Below are 18,722 nucleotides of genomic sequence, written 5' to 3'. Positions count from 1 at the left end.
CGTCTCGGTGTACGCCATCGACTGGACGAACGCCGTGGGGTACACGCCCCAGAGGACGGCGAGGAGCACGCCCGCGCGTGGAGCCCGGCCGGAGGCACCCCCACGGTTCCGCTCTACAGGTAGGGCCGCGTGATCAGCTCGATCGCGTGGCCGGACGGGTCCTTGAAGTAGACCCCGCGACCGCCGTGCTCGGTGTTGGTCTCACCGGGGCGCCGCATCTGCGGGTCGGCCCAGTGCTCGATCCCGCCCTCGCACAGGCGCCGGTACGCCCGGTCGAACAGCTCGTCGTCGACCAGGAACGCGTAGTGCTGCATCTGGATGTCCACCGGGGGTTCGGCGAACTGGAGCAGGACGCCGTCGGTGAGCTGGATGTTGACGAAGGGACCCCAGGACGGCGCCTCGGGAATCTCCAGCAGCGCGCGGAAGAAGCGCGCGGACTCGTCGCGGTTCTTGGACGCGATGATGGTGTGGTTGAACGTGACTGCCATGTGGATGACCTCGCTGTCGGTTCGGCACGGAGAAGGGACGCGCAGTGCTTCCGCACCGAGGAGGTCCACGTGCCGAACCGTCGGGGTGCCTGTCGCGCACCCGTCCGGCGGTCAGTCGTCCACCGGATCGCCCGTCTGTGCGTGGCTTGTCGCCGGTCCGGTGTTCATGACGGGGGACGTTACGTGATCACCCGCGGCCACGACAAGGCGGCCCGCCCGTTTCCGGCCGGTACATGACCGGAAACGGGTGGGCCGCGCGTGCGCACCGTCAGCTCACGAACTCCCGGTCCCCGTACCGCACCGTCGCCCGGCCCCAGTCGGCGCCGAGGGCGGCGATGAACCTGCGGACCGGCGACAGGTCCTCGACGGGGGCGACGAGGACGAGCCGGCCGTCGAGGGTGACGGAGCCGCCGCCGAGCTTCTCGCGGGCCTCCGGGTCGGCGACGAGCGCCGCACGCACGGCGCCGGCCCGGACGCCGGGGACCTCGACCTCGACCGCGTCGGTCTCCGGCGAATTGCGCGGCAGGCAGCGGAAGGTGAGCACCGCCTCCTGGTCGTACCTCTTGGCGATGACGCCGGCGATGTGGTGGAGCCCTTCGCGGCCGACCCGCTCGACGTCGAACTCGCGGGACCGCTCGTACGTCGCCTGGTGCAGTGCCCCGGACCAGAAGACGCCGTCGAGGAGCTCCGAGTCGCCCGGTCGCGCGCCGTGGGCGCGGACGATCCGCCGTACCTCGTGCCCGAAACGGATGAGGCGGGTGTCGAGCCGGGGGTCGTCGGGGTCGGTGATGATCGCGGTGTTGTCGGTCGCGAAGATCTCCGCCGCCGGGCAGTCCCGCGCGTCGGGAGCCGCGTACGCTCCCGGCGCGTTCACGACGCCGAGCAGCAGGGCGGCGGCCGTCGAGGCGAGGAGGCGGGTGCGTCGCAAGCGGTCGGCGAGCTTCATGGCGTGATCAACGAGCGCGGGTGGGGAACGGCACGGCGCGGCGGATGAGTACGCGTGCTCATGACCGGCGTCGGCCACCGCTCCTACCCTGGCCGCACGGCCGCGCGAGGGCGGAGCCGAGCGAGGAGACGCGGATGAGCCCCTACGGACAGGGCACGCCCCCCTACCCCACCCCCGTGGGCGCCCCGCGCCCTCGGGGCGCGTGGCCCACGGCCTATCTGGCGACGGTCGCGGGTCTGGGCTCCGCCGGGTTCCTTCTCGACGGGCTCGTCCTCTACGTCTCGATCTTCGCCACCGACAGCTGCGGCACCGCCGACCCCGCGCCCGTGTGCACCGGGCCGGGGATGCTCGCGATGTGGGCGCTGCCCTGGATCGGCCTGGGCCTGGCGACGGTGGTCTGCGTGCTCCTGGGCGTGGCGGCCTGGCGGCGCGGGCGCACCCCGTGGGTGTGGCTGCCGCTCGGCGCCCTGCTGTACGCGGCCTCGCTCGTCGGCGCGTGGCTGATCATGCTGGCCTGACCGCCTCCGTTCAGCCGTCGACGCGCACCTCGCCCGGGTCGGGTTCCGGGTCGGGTTCCGGGTCGGGTTCCGGGTCGGGTTCCGGGTCGGGTTCCGGGTCGGGTTCCGGGTCGGGTTCCGGGTCGGGTTCCGGGCCGGGTTCCGGGCCGGGTTCCGGGTCGGGTTCCGGGTCGGGTTCCGGGCCGGGTTCCGGGCCGGGGACGGTGACGGCCTCGGGTGGGGCGCCGGCGGCGCGGCACTGGAGTGCCTTCATGCCGGTGTCCCTTCCCCCGTGCTGACGAGTTCTCGCCAAGGGGCCACTTCTGTGCGCCGGATGGCGCAAAGTGGGGCGGATCGCCTGTGGATCGGTGGCGGTCCGCACGAAAGGAGTGGTGCCGTGCTGTCCGACTTCTTCGATCGGTTCCGGTGGGGCGGGGGTGGTTCCGGCGGGCGCGGTCCCGTGTCGACGCCCGCGAACCTCGTCCTCGACGCCGACTTCTCCTCCGCCCGGCAGTGGGTCGCCGGCCGTTCGTGGGCCTATCCCGACGGCGGGCCGACGAATCCGGGCGACAACAAGCTCGACCATCTGGTGGAGGATCCCTCGTACAGCCGGACGGGGACCTTCCGCGCCACCCGCCGGGCCGACGGCCTCTGGGACGCCGGTCTGCTCACGACGGAGGGCAGCGCGGAGGGGTTCCTCGTGCGGGCGGGCGACGTCCTGGAGGCCCGGGTGCGCCTGCCCGTGGAGACGGGAGCCTGGCCGGCGATCTGGACCTGGCTCGACGGCGGTCAGGAGGTCGACGTCTTCGAGTACCACCCCGACAACCCGGACCTCCTCGAACTGTCGAACCGGGTGCGGGGCCGTCACCTCTACTTCCGGGATCCTGCCGTCCGGCCCGGGGCGTGGGTCGACCTCCGGGTCGAGTTCGGCGCGCGGTCCGTGGTGTGGTGGGTGAACGGCGCCCGGGTGTTCGACGACCGCCGGGGGGTGGGGCGTTCCTGGCGGGCGCACCTCATCGTGAACCTGTCGGTCTGCGCCGGGCGGTACCACCCGGCGCCCGACCCGGACGCGACGGAGATGTCGTACGAGGTGGCGGAGTTGCGCGTGTACCGGAACTGAGGTGCGCGGGGCCGGGGGCGGACTGCCGTCAGACGTCCGCGAGCAGGGTGCTCAGGGCGGCGGCGAGCCGTTCGTACTCCTCGGCCCGGTTGTAGATCTGCCCGGAGATCCGGATGCCTCCGCCGTCGGGCCATGCCCAGATCAGCACCCGGAACCCGAGCCGGGCGGCGATCTCCTCGCGCAGCGCGGCGGCCTCCCCCTGGGTGCGGGCGAGGCCCCGGGGCAGCCGCAGCGAGCGCATGGCGAGGCCCTCGGTGTGCGGCAGCGGGGTGAGGCCGGGGATCCCGGCGAGCAACTGGGCTCCGTGACGCACGAGTGCGGCGTTGTGGTCGCGCACCCGCGCGGCGCCGAGGTCCGCGATCAGGTCGAGTCCCCCGGGGGCGGCGAGCCAGCCCGTGTAGTCGGCGGTGGCCCGGTACTCGACCGCGCGCGGGAAGCCCCGGTCGTCCTCCCAGGAGGGCACGGGCGCGGGCACCCGGGCCCGGTGGGCGGCGGCCACCGCCAGGACGGCACTGCCCGGCGGCGCGTAGGCCCATTTGTGCAGGTTGCCGAACCAGAAGTCGGGCTGCCCGGCGAGCGGTTCGGCGAGCATGCCCGGTGCGTGGGCACCGTCGACCACGGTGGTGACCCCGCGCTCGCGGAGCTCGGCGAGCAGCCGGGGGCCGGCGAGGATCCGCGCGGTGGGCGAGCTGATGTGGTCGAGGAGCGCCACCCTGGTCCGGGGGGTCAGCCCCGCGAGGACCGCCTCGCGGACGGCGTCCTCGTCCGGCAGGGCGGGGTCGAGGGCGACGGTGACCGTCTTGGCGCGGCGGGCCGCAGCCGCGACCACCGTGCCGTATCCGTGGTCGGTGACCAGGATCTCGTCGTCGGGGTCCAGGCGCAGGGCGTCGAGGGCGAGTCCCGCGGCCTCGGTGGCGTTGGTGACGAGGGCGAGGCCGTCCGGGTCGGCGCCCAGGTGGGCGGCGACCCGGCCACGGGCCGCGGCGACGCGGTCGGGGACGCCGAGGAAGAAGGCGTCCGGGTCGGCCGCCGCCTCGTCGGCGAGTTCCCGTTGGGCCCGTGCCACGGGGAGCGGTACGGCGCCGAAGGAGCCGTGGTTGAGGTGGGCGACGCCGGGCGTGAGCCCGAACAGTCCGGGCCCGCCGGGGAACGTGGCCGGGCCGCTCATCGGACCTCGACCGTGACGGTCCGGCCGGGGGCGACACGGGTGCGGACCACGGTGTACGTCACGCCGTCGACGACCTCCGTACGGGCGGGGCGGCGCACTCCGTCGACGGCGACGGCCGCGTGGAAGCCCGGGAAGCGCGCCTCCCAGGTGTAGGCGCCGGTGCCCGTGGTGTGGGTGAGGGTGGAGCGGCGGTCGGTGTCGTGCCGGAGGGTGAAGGCGGAGTCCCCGACCCGCAGGTCCTCGATCTTCAGCCAGCCCATGCCGGAGGGGAGGCGCGGCTGGGTGGTGAGGGTGCGGGCGGGGGCGTCCGGGGTGACGCCCATGAGCCCCTGGACGGTCTGGGCGACGAGCGTGAAGGAGACCTCGGGGTAGTCGCCGTTGGTGCCCTGGCGGGAGTTGACGTGCTGGACGTCCTTCTGGGCGTAGACGTGGCGCATCCACTTCCAGGCGGTGTCGGGGCGGCCGCCGGCGAGGAAGGTGTCGGGCAGGTAGGTCAGGGCCTCGATGTTGTCGGGGCGTCCGTCGCCCTCCGCCTGGGCGTCGACGTAGTCGAGGTAGGCCTCGCGGCGGGCGCCGGGGTCGATGATGCCCTTCATCGGCATGAACCAGCTGTTCTCCTTGCCCCAGCCGGTCAGGGCCCGTCCGTCGGTGGTGTAGCCGCGGACCATGTCGGCGCCCGAACCGGTGCCGCTCCAGGTGGAGTTGAAGTACGTCTTGAGGTCCAGGGCACGGCGGTCGAACAGGCGGGCCGTGGCGCGGTCGCCCTTGGCGCGGGCGAGGGAGGCCATCGCGCGGTAGGCCTGGTACTGGGAGCCGATGGCGTCGCCCGCCTCGGTGAGCGGTTCGTCGCTCTGCTCGTTGTAGCTGGCGGTGCCCTGGAAGATGCCGCCGCCGGTGCCTTCGGCGACCTTCACGGGCCCGTTGTCCTTCCGCCCGTCGTGGAGGGTGACGAACGCGTCGGTGGTGTGCCGGTAGAAGGCCCACAGCGCGGGGTCGTCGAGGTAGGCCGGGTCGCCGCTCCAGCGGTACGCCTCCTCGGCCTTCTGGACGAGTTCGAAGGGGGCCGGCACCTCGCGGACGAAGAGCGCGGGGCTCCGGTAGTCGATGGAGAGCGGGCTGCGGTTGTCGAAGTTGAGGGCCCAGACCGGGTAGTAGGCGTGCTCGGCGGTGGCGGAGGCCGCGAAGGCGCGCAGCATCTCCCGGTTCTCCGCGTGCAGGCCGAGGACCCCGGCACCGGCGAGCTGGTGGGCCATGTCGCGGGAGTAGTAGCCGCTGCGGTGGGCGTAACCGGCCCAGTAGGAGGGGGCGTAGACACCGGTGCCGGTGCCGCCGGTCTGCCGCTCGTCGGCGTCCAGGGGGCCCTGGGTGCCCGGCAGGTGGACCCAGCTGTTGGCCGTGGTCCTGGCCCAGTCGAACATGGCGACGATCTCGGGGTCGCTGGAGGAGATCCTGGGGTCGGCGGGGGCCGCCGGGGAGACCATGACGTCGTCGACGTTCACCCAGCCCTGGCCGGACTCGAAGGCGATCTCCAGGCGGTCGCCCGGTGCGAGCGCGATCCTGCCGAGGGTGTGGCGACGGTAGTTCGCGGCGGCGGGCAGGGCGCGTTCGGCGACGACCGCCCCGTTGACCCGCAGGACGTAGCGGCCGCCGGGTCCGCCCGTGGCGATCCAGGCGGAGACGAGGTATCCGCCGCGAGCGGTGGCCGTCACGGTCTGGGAGACCCGCATGCCCCCGCCCGCGTCCAGGTAGGCCAGCCGGTTCCCGGCGTGCGGATTGTTGACGGCGACCCCGGTACCGGAGGTGAACTCCCAGCCGGTGCCGCCCTGTTCGAAGCCGGGGTCGGCCACCGTGAGCGGCGCGGGTTCGGCGTGCGCCGGGGCGGACGGGGTGAGGAACGCGAGGGCGGCGGCGAGCAGCAACGACGTACGGGAACGGGTCATGGGTCTCTCCCGGATCGGGGGCGAGCGGTTCGGGACGTTCGGTCGATCGGTTCGGTCGATCGGTTCATCGGTTCGGTCGATCGGCCGGGGCGACCGGTTGGGGCGACCGGTTGGGGGCGTTCGGGCCGGCGCGCGGCACGCTAACAACCTCACCTGACGGCTTGCAAGAGATCCGGCAATCATCAACAGTCTGCCGAACTGAAAGTTTTCCATCAGCCATTGCAAACGACGCCGAACGGCTTGTAGCGTCCCGCCCCATGACAGACAGACAGCCCGCACGGCGGCACGTCCTTCGCATGGGAGGCGGCGCCCTCGGCGGCGCCCTGGCACTCGCCCTCACCGGCTGCTCCGGGAGCGGCGCCGGCCCCGGCGGCGGCACCGCGGGAGACCCCCGCAAGGGCCGGATCACGGTCTGGTCCTGGCAGGGGCCCGCCGCCGAACTGAAGGCCCTGATACCGGAGTTCAACAAGACCTATCCGGACATCCAGGTGACCGTCGAGGACATCGGCAACCCGGCGATCTGGGACAAGATCACCGCGGGTCTCGCCGCCGGCGGCCAGGGCCTCGCCGACGTCCTGCACATCGGCGTCGACTACCTCCCCGGCTACGTCGAGCACTTCCCCGGCGCCTTCGCCGACCTCGCCCCGCTCGGCGCGACCGCCCACAAGGACGCCTTCGCCCCCGGCCTCTGGGAGACCGTCAGCCCCGACGGCAAGCGGGTGAACGCCCTTCCCTGGGAGGCGAACTCGGCGGGCTTCTACTACCGGGCCGACCTCTTCGAACGCGCCGGGATCGACGTCGCCGCCCTGGCGACCTGGGACGAGACCATCGAGGCCGGCAAGCGCCTCAAGGCCAAGACCGGCGTCCACCTCCTGGGCATCGACAAGCCCGCCTCGCAGCCCGACGCCGCGAACTTCTTCCAGATGCTGCTCCAGCTCCAGGGCGCCTTCTACTTCGACCTGGAAGGCCGCATCACCCTGGACTCCCCCGAGGCCGTCCGGGCCATGACGCTCATCAGGACCATGAACGACGCCGGGCTCGTCAGCGATCTCGCCGGCGGCTGGAACGCGCTGATGAGCTCGCTGAAGCGGGGCACCGCCGCCGTCCTGCCCTGGCCCACCTGGTTCGGCGGGATCATCGAGGAGCAGGTGCCGGACGAAGCCGGCAAGTGGAAGGTCCGGCTGCCCCCGGCCGTCCGCCGCGGCGGACCCACCGCGGCCACGGTGAACTCCACCCACCTCGCCGTCTCCGGCAGCAGTACGCAGCAGGCGGCCGCCTGGTCCTTCGTCGAGTACGCGCTGACCCGCCCCGCCTCCCAGGTGCGGATCTACCGGGGCAAGGGCATCGCGCCCGCCCTCCTCAAGGCGTACGAGGACCCCGTCTTCCACCAGCCGTCCGCCTTCTTCGGCGGCCAGCGCAAGGGCGAGGTCTTCCTCGACGCCCTCAAGGCCCCCAGTCCCGCCGTGAACTACACCTCCGACTACGCGCGCGCCCTGAAGCTCGTCACCGACGCCCAGTCCCAGGTGCTCCTGCGGGGCGCCGACCCGGCGAAGGTGCTCGCCGAGGCCGCCCGCGAACTGGCCCGCCAGACCGGCCGGAAGACCGCCCGGTGACGCGGGCCGCCGCACCGGCGGCCGGGCCCGCGCGCACCGCCGTCTCCCCGCCCGCCGCCGGGCGTCGCCGGCGGCGCGGCCGGGCCGCCCCGTACCTCTTCGTCCTGCCCGCGGTGCTGCTCTTCGCCGTGTTCAAGCTCTACCCGGTCGGCCGGTCCTTCCTCCTCAGCCTGCACCGCACGGTCGGCGGCACCGAGACCTTCGTGGGCGCCGACAACTACGTCCGCCTGGCCGACGACCCGCTGTTCTGGACCGCGCTGCGCAACACGGGGGTGATCCTCGCCGTGCAGGTGCCGCTGATGCTGGCGCTGGCCACAGCCCTCGCGGTCGCGCTGGACTCCACCCTGCTGCGCGGCCGCCCGGTGTTCCGGCTCGGCTTCTTCCTGCCGATGGTCACCGGGCTCGTCGCGTACGGCATCGTCTTCTCCGTCCTCCTCAACAAGGACTACGGACTCGTCAACTGGTTCCTCGGGCTGCTCGGCGCGGACCCGGTGCCCTGGCTGACCGACCCGCTGTGGGCGCGGATCTCCCTGGGCCTCGCCCTGACCTGGCACTACACCGGCTACAACGCCGTGATCCTGCTGGCCCGGCTGCAGACCGTCCCGCGCGAGCTGTACGACGCGGCCGCCGTGGACGGCGCCGGGGCGTTCGGCGCGTTCCGCCACGTCACGCTGCCGGGGCTGCGGCCCGCGCTGCTGCTCACCACCGTCCTGTCCACCATCGGCACGCTCCAGCTCTTCGACGAGCCGTACGTCCTCACCGGCGGCGGGCCGGACAACGCGACGCTGACCATCGGCGTGTACCTGTACCAGAACGCGTTCAAGTACTTCGACTTCGGCTACGCCTCCGCCATCGCCTACGCCCTCACCGTCCTCGTCGGACTGCTCGGCCTGATCCAGTTCCGCCTCCTCGGGGAGAAGACGTGACCACCCGAAACCCGGGCCGGAGCATTCTGCTCACCTCCGGGCTCGCCCTCGCCCTGGCCGCCGTCGCGGTCCCCTTCTACTGGCTGGCCGTCGGCGCCACGCACAGCTCGCGGGAGCTCTTCGACAGCCCGCCGCCGCTGCTGCCCGGCGGACACCTCGCGGAGAACCTCGCCACCCTCCAGGAGACGGCGGACTTCGGCCGCGTCGTCCTCAACTCCCTGGGCATCGCCGTCGTCTACACGGTCCTCGCCGGCACGGTGTGCACCCTCGCCGGATACGGCTTCGCCACCTACCGCTTCCGCGGCCGCGGGGTCCTCTTCGGGCTCCTCATGCTCGGACTCGTCGTGCCCGCCCAGATCACCCTCGTCCCGCTCTTCACGATGATGGCCGAGCTGCGGTGGCTCGACACCTACCAGGCGGTGATCGCCCCCAACCTGGCCCTGCCGTTCGGCATCTTCCTGATGCGCCAGTCGATGGCCGCGCTCCCGCAGGAACTCCTCGACTCGGGCCGGATGGACGGCTGCGGGGAGCTGCGGCTGCTCTGGCGGGTCGCCCTGCCCCCGATGCGCCCGGCCCTGGCGGCACTGGCCCTGTTCCTCTTCCTGTACCAGTGGAACGACTTCATCTGGCCGCTGATCGTGCTGCGCGACGACAGCACCTTCACCATCCCGGTGGCGCTCGCCTCCCTCCAGGGACTCGACGAGACGGACTACGGCGCCATCCTCGCCGGCACCGCCGTCGCCGCCGTCCCCATGGCGGTGGTCTTCCTCGCCCTCCAGCGCCACTTCGTCTCCGGCCTCCTCGCGGGCGCGGTGAAGGAATGAACGAGAGCATGCCCATGAACCTCCTCGACCCGGCCGTCCCGGTGACCACCGCGCACTCCGCCCCGGCCCCCTGGGAACCGCTGCTCGACGGCGTGTCGATCGCCGTCCTCGCCCCCGGCCACCCCGGCGTGACCCCCCGCTGGGAACTCGCCCCCCGAACGGACGGGGTGCGGCTGCTCACCGTCCTGGCCGAGGACGCCCCCGTCGAGATCCGCCTCTCCGTACCGCTCGGCGACGCGGCGGGCTACTGGCATCCGCAGGCCGCGTGGCGGCGCACCCTGGTCGCCGACTGGGAGGGCCGCGGCCGGGTCAGCCTGGTCGACGGCGCGGCCGTCGGCTGTCTCTACGAGCACTCCGGCGCCACCCTGCTCACCTTCGCGGCGGCCGACCCGGTCCCCGAGGCCGCACTCCGCTTCGGCGTCTCGGAGGAGAACGACACCCACGTCGTCCATCTGTGCCTCCCCGCCTCCTCGGCCCCGCACCGGCTGCTGCTCGTGCCGCGCGCGCCGTCGGTCGCGGCGGCGCTCCGGCCGCTGCGCGCGTGGTTCGCCGCCGACCGCCCGCCGATGCCGGTGCCGGACGCGGCCAGGCTCCCGGTGTACTCGACCTGGTACGCCTTCAACCAGGACGTCACCGCGGCCGCCGTCGAGGCCCAGGCGGGCCCCGCCGCCGAACTGGGCTGCGGCACGCTGATCCTGGACGACGGCTGGCAGCGGTACGGCAACGGCCGGGGCTACGCGGGCTGCGGCGACTGGCGGCCCGACCCCGCCAAGTTCCCCGACCTGGCCGGGCACGTCGCCCGGGTGCGGGCCCGGGGACTGCGCTACCTCCTGTGGGTCGCACCGCTCCTCCTCGGCCCCGAGGCGGACTGCCACGACCGGTGGGCCGCCGCCGCGCCCTCCCCGGCCACCGTGCCGGGCGCCCGGGTGCTCGACCCGCGGCTCCCCGAGGTCCGCCGGCACGTGGTCGAGCTGTGCGTCTCCCTCGTCCGCGCGTACGGACTCGACGGGCTGAAGCTGGACTTCCTCGACGAGGCCGCGGTGTACTCCGGCGACGGCGCGGGGGACGTGGGCCTGGCCATGACCGGGCTCCTCGCCGAGCTGCGCCGGGCCCTGGAAGCCGTACGCCCGGATCTCCTGCTCGAACTGCGGCAGCCGTACACGGGCCCCGGCATGGCGCCGTACGGGAACATGCTGCGCTCCTTCGACTGCCCGGCGGACGCGACGGCCAACCGGGTCCAGACCCTCGACACCTCCCTGCTCGCCGTGGGCGGCGCCGTCCACGGCGACATGCTGATGTGGTCCCGCTCCGCCCCGGTCGAGGCGGTGGCCCGGCAGCTGATCGGGGCGCTGCACGCGGTCCCGCAGATCTCCGTACGGCTGGACACGGCGCCTCCCGAGCACCGCGCGGCCGTGCGGTTCTGGCTCGGGCGCTGGCGGCTCCACCGGGAGCTGCTGCTCGACGGGACGGTGGAGCCGGGGCGGCCGGACGAGCTGTACCCGGTGGTGGTCGCGGCCCGTGGCGAGGAGTGTCTGATCAGCGTGCACGGCGACCGGGTCGCGCTGCTCGACTTCGCCGCGTACCGCAGGATCCACCTCGTCAACGGCTCCGACCGGGACCGGCTGATGGTGGACGTGTCCGGCGGCGGCGGGCGGGTGACCGCCCTGGTCCACGGGCCCGACGGCCGTATGATGACTGATCCGCCCGCGCAGCTGCCGGAAGGGCCGAGCCCGCTGGCCGTGCCGCGCGGCGGTCTGGTTTCGCTCGTACTCACGGAAGGACCGCGATGAAGGTCGGCATCACCGACGTCGCAGCCCACGCACAGGTCAGCGAGGCCACCGTCAGCCGGGTCATCAACCGGCGGCAGGGGGTGTCGCGGAAGACCCGCGAGGCGGTCGAGCGGGCGATGGCCGAGCTCGGCTACGAGCGCCAGACGCAGGGCCAGCTGGTGGCGGTCGTCACCGAGTTCGTGTCGAACCCCTTCTTCGCGGACGTCGCCGAGCGCATCGAGTCGGCGCTCGCCCCGCACGGACTGAAGACGGTGCTCTGCCCCGTCTTCGCCGGCGGGGTGCAGGAGCTGGACTACCTCACCTCGCTCGTCGACAAGGGCGTCGCGGCCGTCGTCTTCCTGTCCTCCTCCAACACCGTGGAGGGCGCGGACACCGACGGGTACGAGCTGCTGCGCCAGCGCCGCGTCCCGTACGTCGGCGTCAACGGCGAGTTCGCCGACGGCGTGCCCGTCCCGGTCTTCTCCACCGACGACGCGCTCGCGGCCGAGCTGGCCGTCGACCATCTGCACCGGCTCGGACACCGGCGCATCGGGATGGCCTCGGGCCCCTCGGGGAACCGGCCCGCCGACCGGCGGGTCCGGGGCTTCGTCGAGGCGATGGCCCGGCGTGGCATCGACGACGCGGAGCGCTGGGTGGTCCGCCAGTCGTACAGCGTGGAGGGCGGCCAGGCGGCGGCCGGCGCCCTCGTCGGGCAGGGCGCCACCGCCATCGTCGCCGCCAGCGACTTCATGGCGCTGGGCGCCGTCCGGGGCATCCGCAGGCAGGGACTCTCCGTGCCGGACGACGTCTCGGTCGTCGGCTACGACGGCTCGTCCGTCACCGAGTTCACCGACCCGGCGCTCACCACGGTGCGTCAGCCCGCCGACCGGCTCGCCCTGGAGGTGGGCCGCAGCGTCCTGGCCCTGGTCGGCAACCGCGAGGTCCCCACGGGCGAACTCCTCTTCGATCCCGAGCTGGTCATCCGCGCGTCGACGGGCCCGGCCGTGCGCTAGGGGTGCCGGTCGTTGCGTAGGCTCGAACGGAGCGCTCCGCGCAGCCACGCACGACGCCGTCCCTACGCCGAGGAGGACCCTGTGAGCACCGCCGAAGAAGGACGGCAGCAGCTGGACGAGGCCAGTGTCCTCAACGCGAAGCGGACGCTGCTCCAGTTGCTCGCCCGGGCGGGCGTGTGGCCCGGCGACGCGGAGGAGCTGATCGGTTTCGTCGAGGCGGGCGCGCTGGCCCTCGCGTACGAGGAGGTCGACGCGGCCGCGCCGGCCGCGCCCGAGGGGAAGGGCGAGCCCTACGCCTCCGGCTGGCTCGACGGGGCGCGGGCGGCCACCGAGGTGCTGGGCGCGGTCTCCGAGCGGGCGCTGCGGCGTGCCGTCGCCGCGGATCCCTCGGCCGCCTCGCCGGACGACCGTCCGCCGGTCGGGCGGACGGAGCTGGAGCGGACCCATGTGGCGGTCACCCCGCTCTACCTCTCCTTCACCGAGGTCTCCGATCTCGACCCGGAGGTCACCGAGCAGGTGCTCCGGGCCCTCCTCGGCACGATGAGCTCCCGTCAGCGCGCGGGATACGCGGGGCGGCTCACCGCGTTCACGTCGGCGCACCGGGCGCGCCTGGAGCGGCTGTACGCGGAGTACGGGCCGGGGAGCGCGATCGCGATCCACGGCCGGTACTCCCTGATCCACTCCCCGACGAGCGTCGCCGTCCTCGAACGGCTCGCCACGGCTCCGGAGGACCTGCACGAGGAGTGGGACGCCGCGGAGCTGCCGCCGGCGTGGCTGGACGGGCTGACGACGGCGTGGGAGGCCTCGGGCTGACGGGGGCGTCCGGCTGACGGCGTCTGGCGAGGCGTCGGGCTGACGGGGGCGTCCGGCTGACGGCGGCCGGCGAGGCGTCGGGCTGACGGCGGTTCGTCACGGTGGGGTGACGGGCCCTGGCGCTTCGGGGCGGATGGGAATAGGTTAGGCTCACCTAACAAGCGCCCCGCAATGGCCGCTGCCCCGACATCCCCATGTCCGGAGGGCGACGGCCGGGGCGTCAGCACACCTCTGCCCGGAGACAAGGATCCGCCATGCCTGCTGTGTTCACCCCTCTTCGCCGCCGCGTTCTCGTGGCGGGTGCCGCCGCGGTCTCGCTCGGCCTCATGGTGACCGGGTGCGGCTCGGACGACAAAAAGGACGACACGAAGGGCTCCGCGGCCAAGGCTTCGGCGGGGGCGTTCCCCGTCACCATCAAGAGCGCGCTCGGCGAGGCCGTCATCAAGGAGAAGCCGAAGCGGGTCGTCACCCTCGGCCAGGGCTCCGCCGAGACCGCCATCGCCCTCGGCAACGTGCCCGTCGGCATCGAGAGCTACCCCTGGGGCAGCGACAAGACCGGCTACCTCCCCTGGATCCACGACGCCGTGACCAAGTCCGGCGCCAAGCTGCCCAAGCAGTTCGACGGCGGCGAGGAGCTCGACATCGAGGCCATCACCGAGCTGGAGCCGGACGTCATCCTCGCCCCCTGGTCGGGCATCACGCAGAAGCAGTACGACCTCCTCAAGGAGATCGCGCCGACCGTCGCCTACCCCGAGCAGGCGTGGAGCACCGACTGGGACCAGCAGATCGAGATCGTCGCGAAGGCGCTCGGCCAGCCGGAGAAGGCCAAGGACCTCACCGCCAAGATCGACAAGCAGCTCGCCGACGCCGCCGCCACGCGCCCGAACTACAAGAACGTCACGTTCTCGTACATCTACAACACCGGCCCCGGCACCCTCGGCGTCTTCAAGCCCGCGGAGCAGCGCGTCGCGATGGTCTCCAAGCTGGGCCTGAAGGTCGACCCGGTCGTGAACGGCTTCAAGGAGACCGAGGGCACCGACTCCGCCCTCATCGGCCTGGAGAACGCCAACAAGCTCTCCAAGAGCGACATCGCCTTCACCTTCTACATGGACGACAAGTCCCGCAAGGAGATCGAGGCGCAGCCGCTGTACGCGGCCATCCCCGCGGTCAAGAAGGGCGCGCTCGTCTACAGCAACGACCAGCCGTTCGTCACGGCCTCGTCGATGATCAACCCGCTGACGGTGCCGTACAGCATCGAGCGGTACCTCCCCATGATCGACAAGGCCGTCGCCAAGGCCGGGAAGTAGCAGCGGGTCCCCAGCGTGACCACTCTCTCCCGGATCGGCCAGGGCCCCGCCGTCGTACGGCGGGGCCCTGCCCGGCATATCGCAGCCGCCGCCCTGTGCCTGATCCTGCTCGCCCTCGCGGTCCTCGCCAGCGTCATGTTCGGCAGCAAGCCGACGTCCGCCGCCGACGTGTTCCGGGTCATCGGCGGTGACGGCGACGGCTACCTCCGCACCGTCGTCGAGAGCCGCTACCCGCGCACCGCCCTCGGCGTGCTCGCGGGCCTCTGCCTCGGGGTCGCCGGCACGCTGATGCAGGGCATCACCCGCAATCCGCTCGCCGAGCCGGGACTTCTCGGCATCAACGCGGGCGCGTCCGCCGCGATCGTCGCCGCGACCGCGTTCCTCGGCGCCTCCGGGCAGCGCGAGAACATCTGGTGGGCCCTCGTCGGCGCCCTCGCGACCGGTGTGGTCGTCCACCTCATCGGCACGGCCGGCGGCGGCAGCGGACCCGTCCGCCTGGTGCTCGCCGGCGCGGTGCTGTCCGCCGTCCTCGCCGCGTTCATCCAGGCCGTCGCCCTGTCCAGGCCGCAGGTCTTCGACACCTACCGCTACTGGGTGGTGGGCGCGCTCGGCGGCCGCGGCTTCGACGCGTTCTGGGCGGTGCTGCCCTTCGCCGCCGTCGGCTTCGTCCTCGCCGCGCTGCTCGCGCCGGGGCTCAACGCCATGGCGCTGGGCGACGACAAGGCCGCCTCCCTCGGCATCAGCCCCGCGCGCGTGAAGGGCGCCGGCCTCCTCGCCGCGACGCTGCTCAGCGCCGCCGCGACGGCCGCCGTCGGCCCCATCGCCTTCGTCGGCCTCGCCGTCCCGCATCTCGTCCGGGCACTGGTGGGAGCCGACTTCCGGCTGCAGATCCTCTTCACCTCGCTCGCGGGGCCCACGCTGCTGCTGTTCGCCGACGTCATCGGCCGCGTGCTGCTCCGCCCGCAGGAGCTCATGGTCGGTGTCGTCACCGCCTTCGTCGGCGCGCCCGCGCTGCTCTTCGCCGTCCGCCGCATGAGGGGAGCGTCATGAAGACCGCCGAGCGGATCGACACCCCGGCCGTGACGCCGTCGCGGCCTCTCCGGCCGGCGGGCCGGAGCCTCGTGCGGATCGGCCCGTGGGTCGCGGTCCCCGTGCGCCGACCCACCGTGATCGCCGCCGTGGTGACGCTGGTGCTGCTCCTCGCCGCGGCCGTGGCGACCCTCTCCCTGGGCCGGCTCGGCATCGACCCGGCCGACCTCCCGTCGGCGCTCATGGGCGAGGCCACCGGCAAGAACGCCTTCGTGCTGAACCGGCTGCGCGGCCCCCGGCTCGTCGTCGCCATCGCCACCGGCGCCGCCTTCGGCCTGTCCGGGGCCCTGTTCCAGTCCGTCACCCGCAACCCGCTGGGCAGTCCCGACGTGATCGGGCTCGGCGCGGGTTCCGGAGCGGGTGCGGCGGCGGCCGCGCTGTTCTTCCCGGACGTCGTGCCGGTGCCCGTGGGGGCGCTGCTCGGCGCGGTGATCGCCATGGCGGTCGTCTACTTCTCCACGGGGACCGGCTTCCGCAACCCGGGGCGCCTGGTCGTGGCCGGCATCGGCGTGGCCGCGATGTCGACGGCCCTCACGCAGTACGTGGTGTACGCCGTCGAGCGGGACAAGGCCAGCGCGCTGACCGCGTACATCAACGGCAGCCTCTCCGCCCGCTCCTGGGAGGACGCGACCACGATCTGGGTGGTGCTGCTCGTCTGCCTGCCGCTCGCGGCGCTCCTCGCGCGGCCGCTGAGCATCGGCGAGATGGGCGACGACCTGGCGACCGGTCTCGGCGCCCGCCCGGCCCGCACGGCGACCGCGGCGGTCACGCTGTCGATCGTGCTGTCCGCCGGCGCGGTCAGCGTCGCCGGGCCGATCGCCTTCGTCTCCCTGACGGCCCCGCAGATCGCCAAGCGGGTCACCCGCAGCGGCGGCCCGCACCTGGTCATGTCGAGCCTGCTCGGTGCGCTGCTCCTGGTCCTCGCCGACCTGACCGCCCAGCAGCTGCCCCTCTTCGACAACCTGCCGGTCGGCCTGTACACGATGGCCGTCGGAGGCGCGTATCTCGGCTACCTGCTGCTGCGGGAGTGGAAGCGTCCGGCCGCCTGATCCCCGGATGTCGTCGGTGAAGGGGGACCGCGGTGCGGTCCCCCTTCACCGTTCGAGCGGTTCCCCTTCACCGTTCAGCAGTCCCCCTTCACCGTTCGAGCGGTTCCCCCGCGCGAAGGTTCCAGCGACCCGCGCGGCCGGTGAGGTGCACGGCGGCCAGGGGTCGGACGTCCAGGCGCCAGGCCATGGCGTCCGGTGCCGCGAGGGCGTGCACCGTCGCGGCGCGCACCACGTCCGGTTCGACGACCGCGGTGACGCGGCCCACGCCGTCCCCGAGCCCGTCGATCCAGGCGCCGACGCGGACGCGCAGCTCCCGCAGGGACTCCCCGCCGTGCGGGGCCGCCGCCGGGTCGGACAGCCAGGCGGCGACCGCCGCCTCCTCGGCGGCGACGACGGCCTCCAGGGTCCGTCCGCGCCAACGGCCCATCGCACAGCCCGCGAGGGCGTCCACGGGCTCCGCCGCGAGGCCGAGGGCCCGGGCCGTGCGGCGGCAGCGCGGGGACGGCGAGCTGTACGCGTGGGGGACCGGGCCGAGGGAGCCCGCGACGGCCTCGGCGCGGGCGACGCCCGCCGGGTCGAGGGGCCCGTCGTCGTCGAACCGGACCTCACGCAGGGCCTCGCTCGTCGCGGGCGAGATCAGCGTCAACCGGACTGTCATCGAGTTCCTTTGCGGCGGTCGGGGCATGGCCGAGGGGGCGGACGGAGGTGATGCGTGCCTCACGCCCTTGGCGGCGGTCGCCGGGCGCGGTACGGTCAGGCGACATTTGAACAGCGTGACGACGGCGAGACGGAAACCGGTGAGAATCCGGCACGGTCGCGCCACTGTATGCCGAGGCGTCCCCGAGGGTGACGTCACGGTGAGTCAGACCCGTGGACCGTCGTCCTGCACCACCGTCTGGGACGCGAGTTCCCACAGGAGGTTCCATCATGGCCGAGGCCGTCGTGTCCGCCGCCGTATCCACCCCTTCCGTCGCCGCACCGGCTCCGCTGCCCGTGCGCGCGGTACTGCCCTGGGCCTTCTTCGTCGGGCTCCTCGCGCTGATCGCGCTGTACTTCGTGGGTGCCGAGCAGGGCGCCACCTCGCTGATCGCGGGCACCGACGTGCACGAGTGGGTGCACGACGGCCGCCACCTGCTCGGCTTCCCCTGCCACTGAGAGGCGATCCGCACCATGCACGCCTCAACTGTCAGATCCCTGCTGGTCCGCGGCATGCTCGCGGGCCTGATCGCCGGACTGTTCGCCTTCGCCGTGGCCTACGCGGTGGGTGAGCCCCCCGTGAACGGCGCGATCGCCGTGGAGGAGGCCAAGGCCGCGCACGAGGCTCCGGCCGCTCCCGCCGCCCACACCCACGGCGGGCACGACGGCGGCGCGGCCGCGGCCGAGCCCGCCGAGGAAGAGGGGGCGATCAGCCGCTCCGAGCAGTCGACCTTCGGCCTCGCCACCGGCGTCCTCGTCTACGGCGTGGCCCTCGGCGGCATCGCCTCGCTGGCGTTCTCGTTCGCGCTGGGCCGGATCGGCCGGTTCAGCCCCCGGGCGACGGCGGCGCTCACCGCCGCCGCGGCGTTCACCACCGTCTATCTGGTGCCGTTCCTCAAGTACCCGGCGACCCCGCCGGCCGTCGGCAACCCGGACACCATCGGGAAGCGCACCACCCTGTTCTTCCTGATGATCCTGCTGAGCGTGCTGCTCGGGCTGGCCGCCCTGATCGCGGGCCGCAAGCTCGCGCCGCGCCTGGGGAACTGGAACGCGACGCTGGCCGCCGCCGCCGGTTTCGTCGTCGTGACGGCGATCGCCTTCGCCGTCCTGCCGGGCAACGAGGACGCCGTCGCGGCGGGCTTCCCGGCCGGACTCCTCTGGGAGTTCAGGCTCGCCTCCCTGGCGATCCAGGCGGTGCTGTGGGCGGTCTTCGGCGTCGTCTTCGGCGTCCTCGCCCAGAAGGCCCTCGCTCCCCGGACGGCCACCGCCGACACGGCCGACCGACTCGGAGCCCCCGCCACCGGCTGACCGGCACCCCCGACCGACGACGCCGCCCCGCCCACCGAGAGGTGGGCGGGGCGGCGTCGTCCTAGGGGGTGTTTCGAAAGTCCTGTGCGGTGCCCGCGGTGTCCGGTGCGTGCCCTCGGCGTGCCGGACGAAGGCCCTCGTAGCGGAGCTACTTGG

19 protein-coding genes are annotated in these 18,722 nt (G+C 73.4%); 13 read left to right on the top strand and 6 right to left on the bottom strand.

Features of this window, described 5'->3' with window-relative positions:
- Nucleotides 1-113 precede the first annotated feature (113 nt).
- Together ABTY59_RS37310 and ABTY59_RS37305 are read right to left on the bottom strand one after the other, a co-directional pair.
- Nucleotides 114-488 (bottom strand): VOC family protein, encoded by a 375-nt coding sequence (locus tag ABTY59_RS37310; RefSeq protein ID WP_352023598.1) that lies wholly within the window; start codon nucleotides 486-488, stop codon nucleotides 114-116.
- Nucleotides 489-756: 268 nt separating this feature from the next.
- The gene (locus tag ABTY59_RS37305) at nucleotides 757-1,434 is read right to left on the bottom strand and encodes a hypothetical protein (RefSeq protein WP_352023597.1); all 678 of its coding nucleotides are present in this window, start codon (nucleotides 1,432-1,434) and stop codon (nucleotides 757-759) included.
- A 134-nt stretch (nucleotides 1,435-1,568) separates the two neighbouring features.
- Here ABTY59_RS37305 and ABTY59_RS37300 point away from each other — a divergent pair, with 134 nt between their 5' ends.
- Nucleotides 1,569-1,952 carry a hypothetical protein gene (locus tag ABTY59_RS37300; RefSeq protein WP_352023596.1) on the top strand — a complete coding sequence of 128 codons (384 nt, stop codon included), beginning with the start codon at nucleotides 1,569-1,571 and terminating at the stop codon, nucleotides 1,950-1,952.
- Between the two features lie 10 nt (nucleotides 1,953-1,962).
- On the opposite strand, the gene ABTY59_RS37295 is transcribed toward ABTY59_RS37300, so the two are convergent.
- The gene (locus ABTY59_RS37295; RefSeq protein ID WP_352023595.1) at nucleotides 1,963-2,205 is read right to left on the bottom strand and encodes a hypothetical protein; all 243 of its coding nucleotides are present in this window, start codon (nucleotides 2,203-2,205) and stop codon (nucleotides 1,963-1,965) included.
- Nucleotides 2,206-2,391: 186 nt separating this feature from the next.
- Here ABTY59_RS37295 and ABTY59_RS37290 point away from each other — a divergent pair, with 186 nt between their 5' ends.
- A complete protein-coding gene (locus tag ABTY59_RS37290) occupies nucleotides 2,392-3,051 on the top strand; it encodes a beta-glucanase (protein WP_352023600.1) in 660 nt (219 codons plus the stop codon).
- Nucleotides 3,052-3,079: 28 nt separating this feature from the next.
- Here the strand turns inward: ABTY59_RS37290 and ABTY59_RS37285 are convergent, their stop codons facing one another.
- Together ABTY59_RS37285 and ABTY59_RS37280 are read right to left on the bottom strand one after the other, a co-directional pair.
- Nucleotides 3,080-4,219, bottom strand: coding sequence for an aminotransferase class V-fold PLP-dependent enzyme (locus tag ABTY59_RS37285; RefSeq protein ID WP_352023594.1), 1,140 nt, complete (start codon nucleotides 4,217-4,219; stop codon nucleotides 3,080-3,082).
- A complete protein-coding gene (locus tag ABTY59_RS37280; RefSeq protein ID WP_352023593.1) occupies nucleotides 4,216-6,159 on the bottom strand; it encodes a carbohydrate-binding protein in 1,944 nt (647 codons plus the stop codon). Before ABTY59_RS37280 ends, ABTY59_RS37285 begins: the two co-directional genes overlap by 4 nt.
- 257 nt (nucleotides 6,160-6,416) lie before the next feature.
- Here ABTY59_RS37280 and ABTY59_RS37275 point away from each other — a divergent pair, with 257 nt between their 5' ends.
- The 9 genes from ABTY59_RS37275 (at nucleotide 6,417) to ABTY59_RS37235 (ending at nucleotide 16,562) form a co-directional block, all read left to right on the top strand.
- Entirely contained in the window at nucleotides 6,417-7,772 is a 1,356-nt protein-coding gene (locus ABTY59_RS37275; RefSeq protein ID WP_352023592.1) for an ABC transporter substrate-binding protein, read from the top strand.
- Nucleotides 7,769-8,698, top strand: coding sequence for a carbohydrate ABC transporter permease (locus ABTY59_RS37270; protein WP_352023591.1), 930 nt, complete (start codon nucleotides 7,769-7,771; stop codon nucleotides 8,696-8,698). The genes ABTY59_RS37275 and ABTY59_RS37270 overlap by 4 nt, the downstream gene beginning before the upstream one ends.
- Nucleotides 8,695-9,522: a carbohydrate ABC transporter permease gene (locus ABTY59_RS37265; protein ID WP_352023590.1), complete on the top strand. Its 828-nt coding sequence runs from the start codon at nucleotides 8,695-8,697 to the stop codon at nucleotides 9,520-9,522. The genes ABTY59_RS37270 and ABTY59_RS37265 overlap by 4 nt, the downstream gene beginning before the upstream one ends.
- 8 nt (nucleotides 9,523-9,530) lie before the next feature.
- A complete protein-coding gene (locus ABTY59_RS37260; protein WP_352023589.1) occupies nucleotides 9,531-11,312 on the top strand; it encodes a glycoside hydrolase family 36 protein in 1,782 nt (593 codons plus the stop codon).
- Entirely contained in the window at nucleotides 11,309-12,304 is a 996-nt protein-coding gene (locus tag ABTY59_RS37255) for a LacI family DNA-binding transcriptional regulator (RefSeq protein ID WP_352023588.1), read from the top strand. Before ABTY59_RS37260 ends, ABTY59_RS37255 begins: the two co-directional genes overlap by 4 nt.
- 81 nt (nucleotides 12,305-12,385) lie before the next feature.
- Complete coding sequence (locus ABTY59_RS37250) at nucleotides 12,386-13,117, top strand: hypothetical protein (protein WP_352023587.1); 732 nt, start codon at nucleotides 12,386-12,388, stop codon at nucleotides 13,115-13,117.
- A gap of 254 nt (nucleotides 13,118-13,371) precedes the next feature.
- Nucleotides 13,372-14,424: an iron-siderophore ABC transporter substrate-binding protein gene (locus ABTY59_RS37245; RefSeq protein ID WP_352023586.1), complete on the top strand. Its 1,053-nt coding sequence runs from the start codon at nucleotides 13,372-13,374 to the stop codon at nucleotides 14,422-14,424.
- Between the two features lie 15 nt (nucleotides 14,425-14,439).
- Nucleotides 14,440-15,474, top strand: a complete 1,035-nt coding sequence (locus ABTY59_RS37240) for a FecCD family ABC transporter permease (protein ID WP_403542913.1) — start codon at nucleotides 14,440-14,442, stop codon at nucleotides 15,472-15,474.
- Complete coding sequence (locus tag ABTY59_RS37235) at nucleotides 15,471-16,562, top strand: FecCD family ABC transporter permease (protein WP_352023585.1); 1,092 nt, start codon at nucleotides 15,471-15,473, stop codon at nucleotides 16,560-16,562. The genes ABTY59_RS37240 and ABTY59_RS37235 overlap by 4 nt, the downstream gene beginning before the upstream one ends.
- An 88-nt stretch (nucleotides 16,563-16,650) precedes the next feature.
- Here the strand turns inward: ABTY59_RS37235 and ABTY59_RS37230 are convergent, their stop codons facing one another.
- On the bottom strand, nucleotides 16,651-17,220 hold the full coding sequence (locus ABTY59_RS37230) for a histidine phosphatase family protein (RefSeq protein WP_352023584.1): 570 nt from the start codon (nucleotides 17,218-17,220) through the stop codon (nucleotides 16,651-16,653).
- A gap of 269 nt (nucleotides 17,221-17,489) precedes the next feature.
- Here ABTY59_RS37230 and ABTY59_RS37225 point away from each other — a divergent pair, with 269 nt between their 5' ends.
- Together ABTY59_RS37225 and ABTY59_RS37220 are read left to right on the top strand one after the other, a co-directional pair.
- Complete coding sequence (locus tag ABTY59_RS37225; protein ID WP_352023583.1) at nucleotides 17,490-17,717, top strand: CbtB domain-containing protein; 228 nt, start codon at nucleotides 17,490-17,492, stop codon at nucleotides 17,715-17,717.
- A gap of 15 nt (nucleotides 17,718-17,732) precedes the next feature.
- Nucleotides 17,733-18,566 carry a CbtA family protein gene (locus tag ABTY59_RS37220; protein WP_352023582.1) on the top strand — a complete coding sequence of 278 codons (834 nt, stop codon included), beginning with the start codon at nucleotides 17,733-17,735 and terminating at the stop codon, nucleotides 18,564-18,566.
- Nucleotides 18,567-18,722: the final 156 nt, after the last annotated feature.

This window comes from Streptomyces sp. NPDC096079 (assembly GCF_040303145.1).
Classification (GTDB): domain Bacteria; phylum Actinomycetota; class Actinomycetes; order Streptomycetales; family Streptomycetaceae; genus Streptomyces.
The sequence above is the reverse complement of the archived record's forward strand: the minus strand, read 5'-3'. Positions and strand labels throughout refer to the sequence as shown.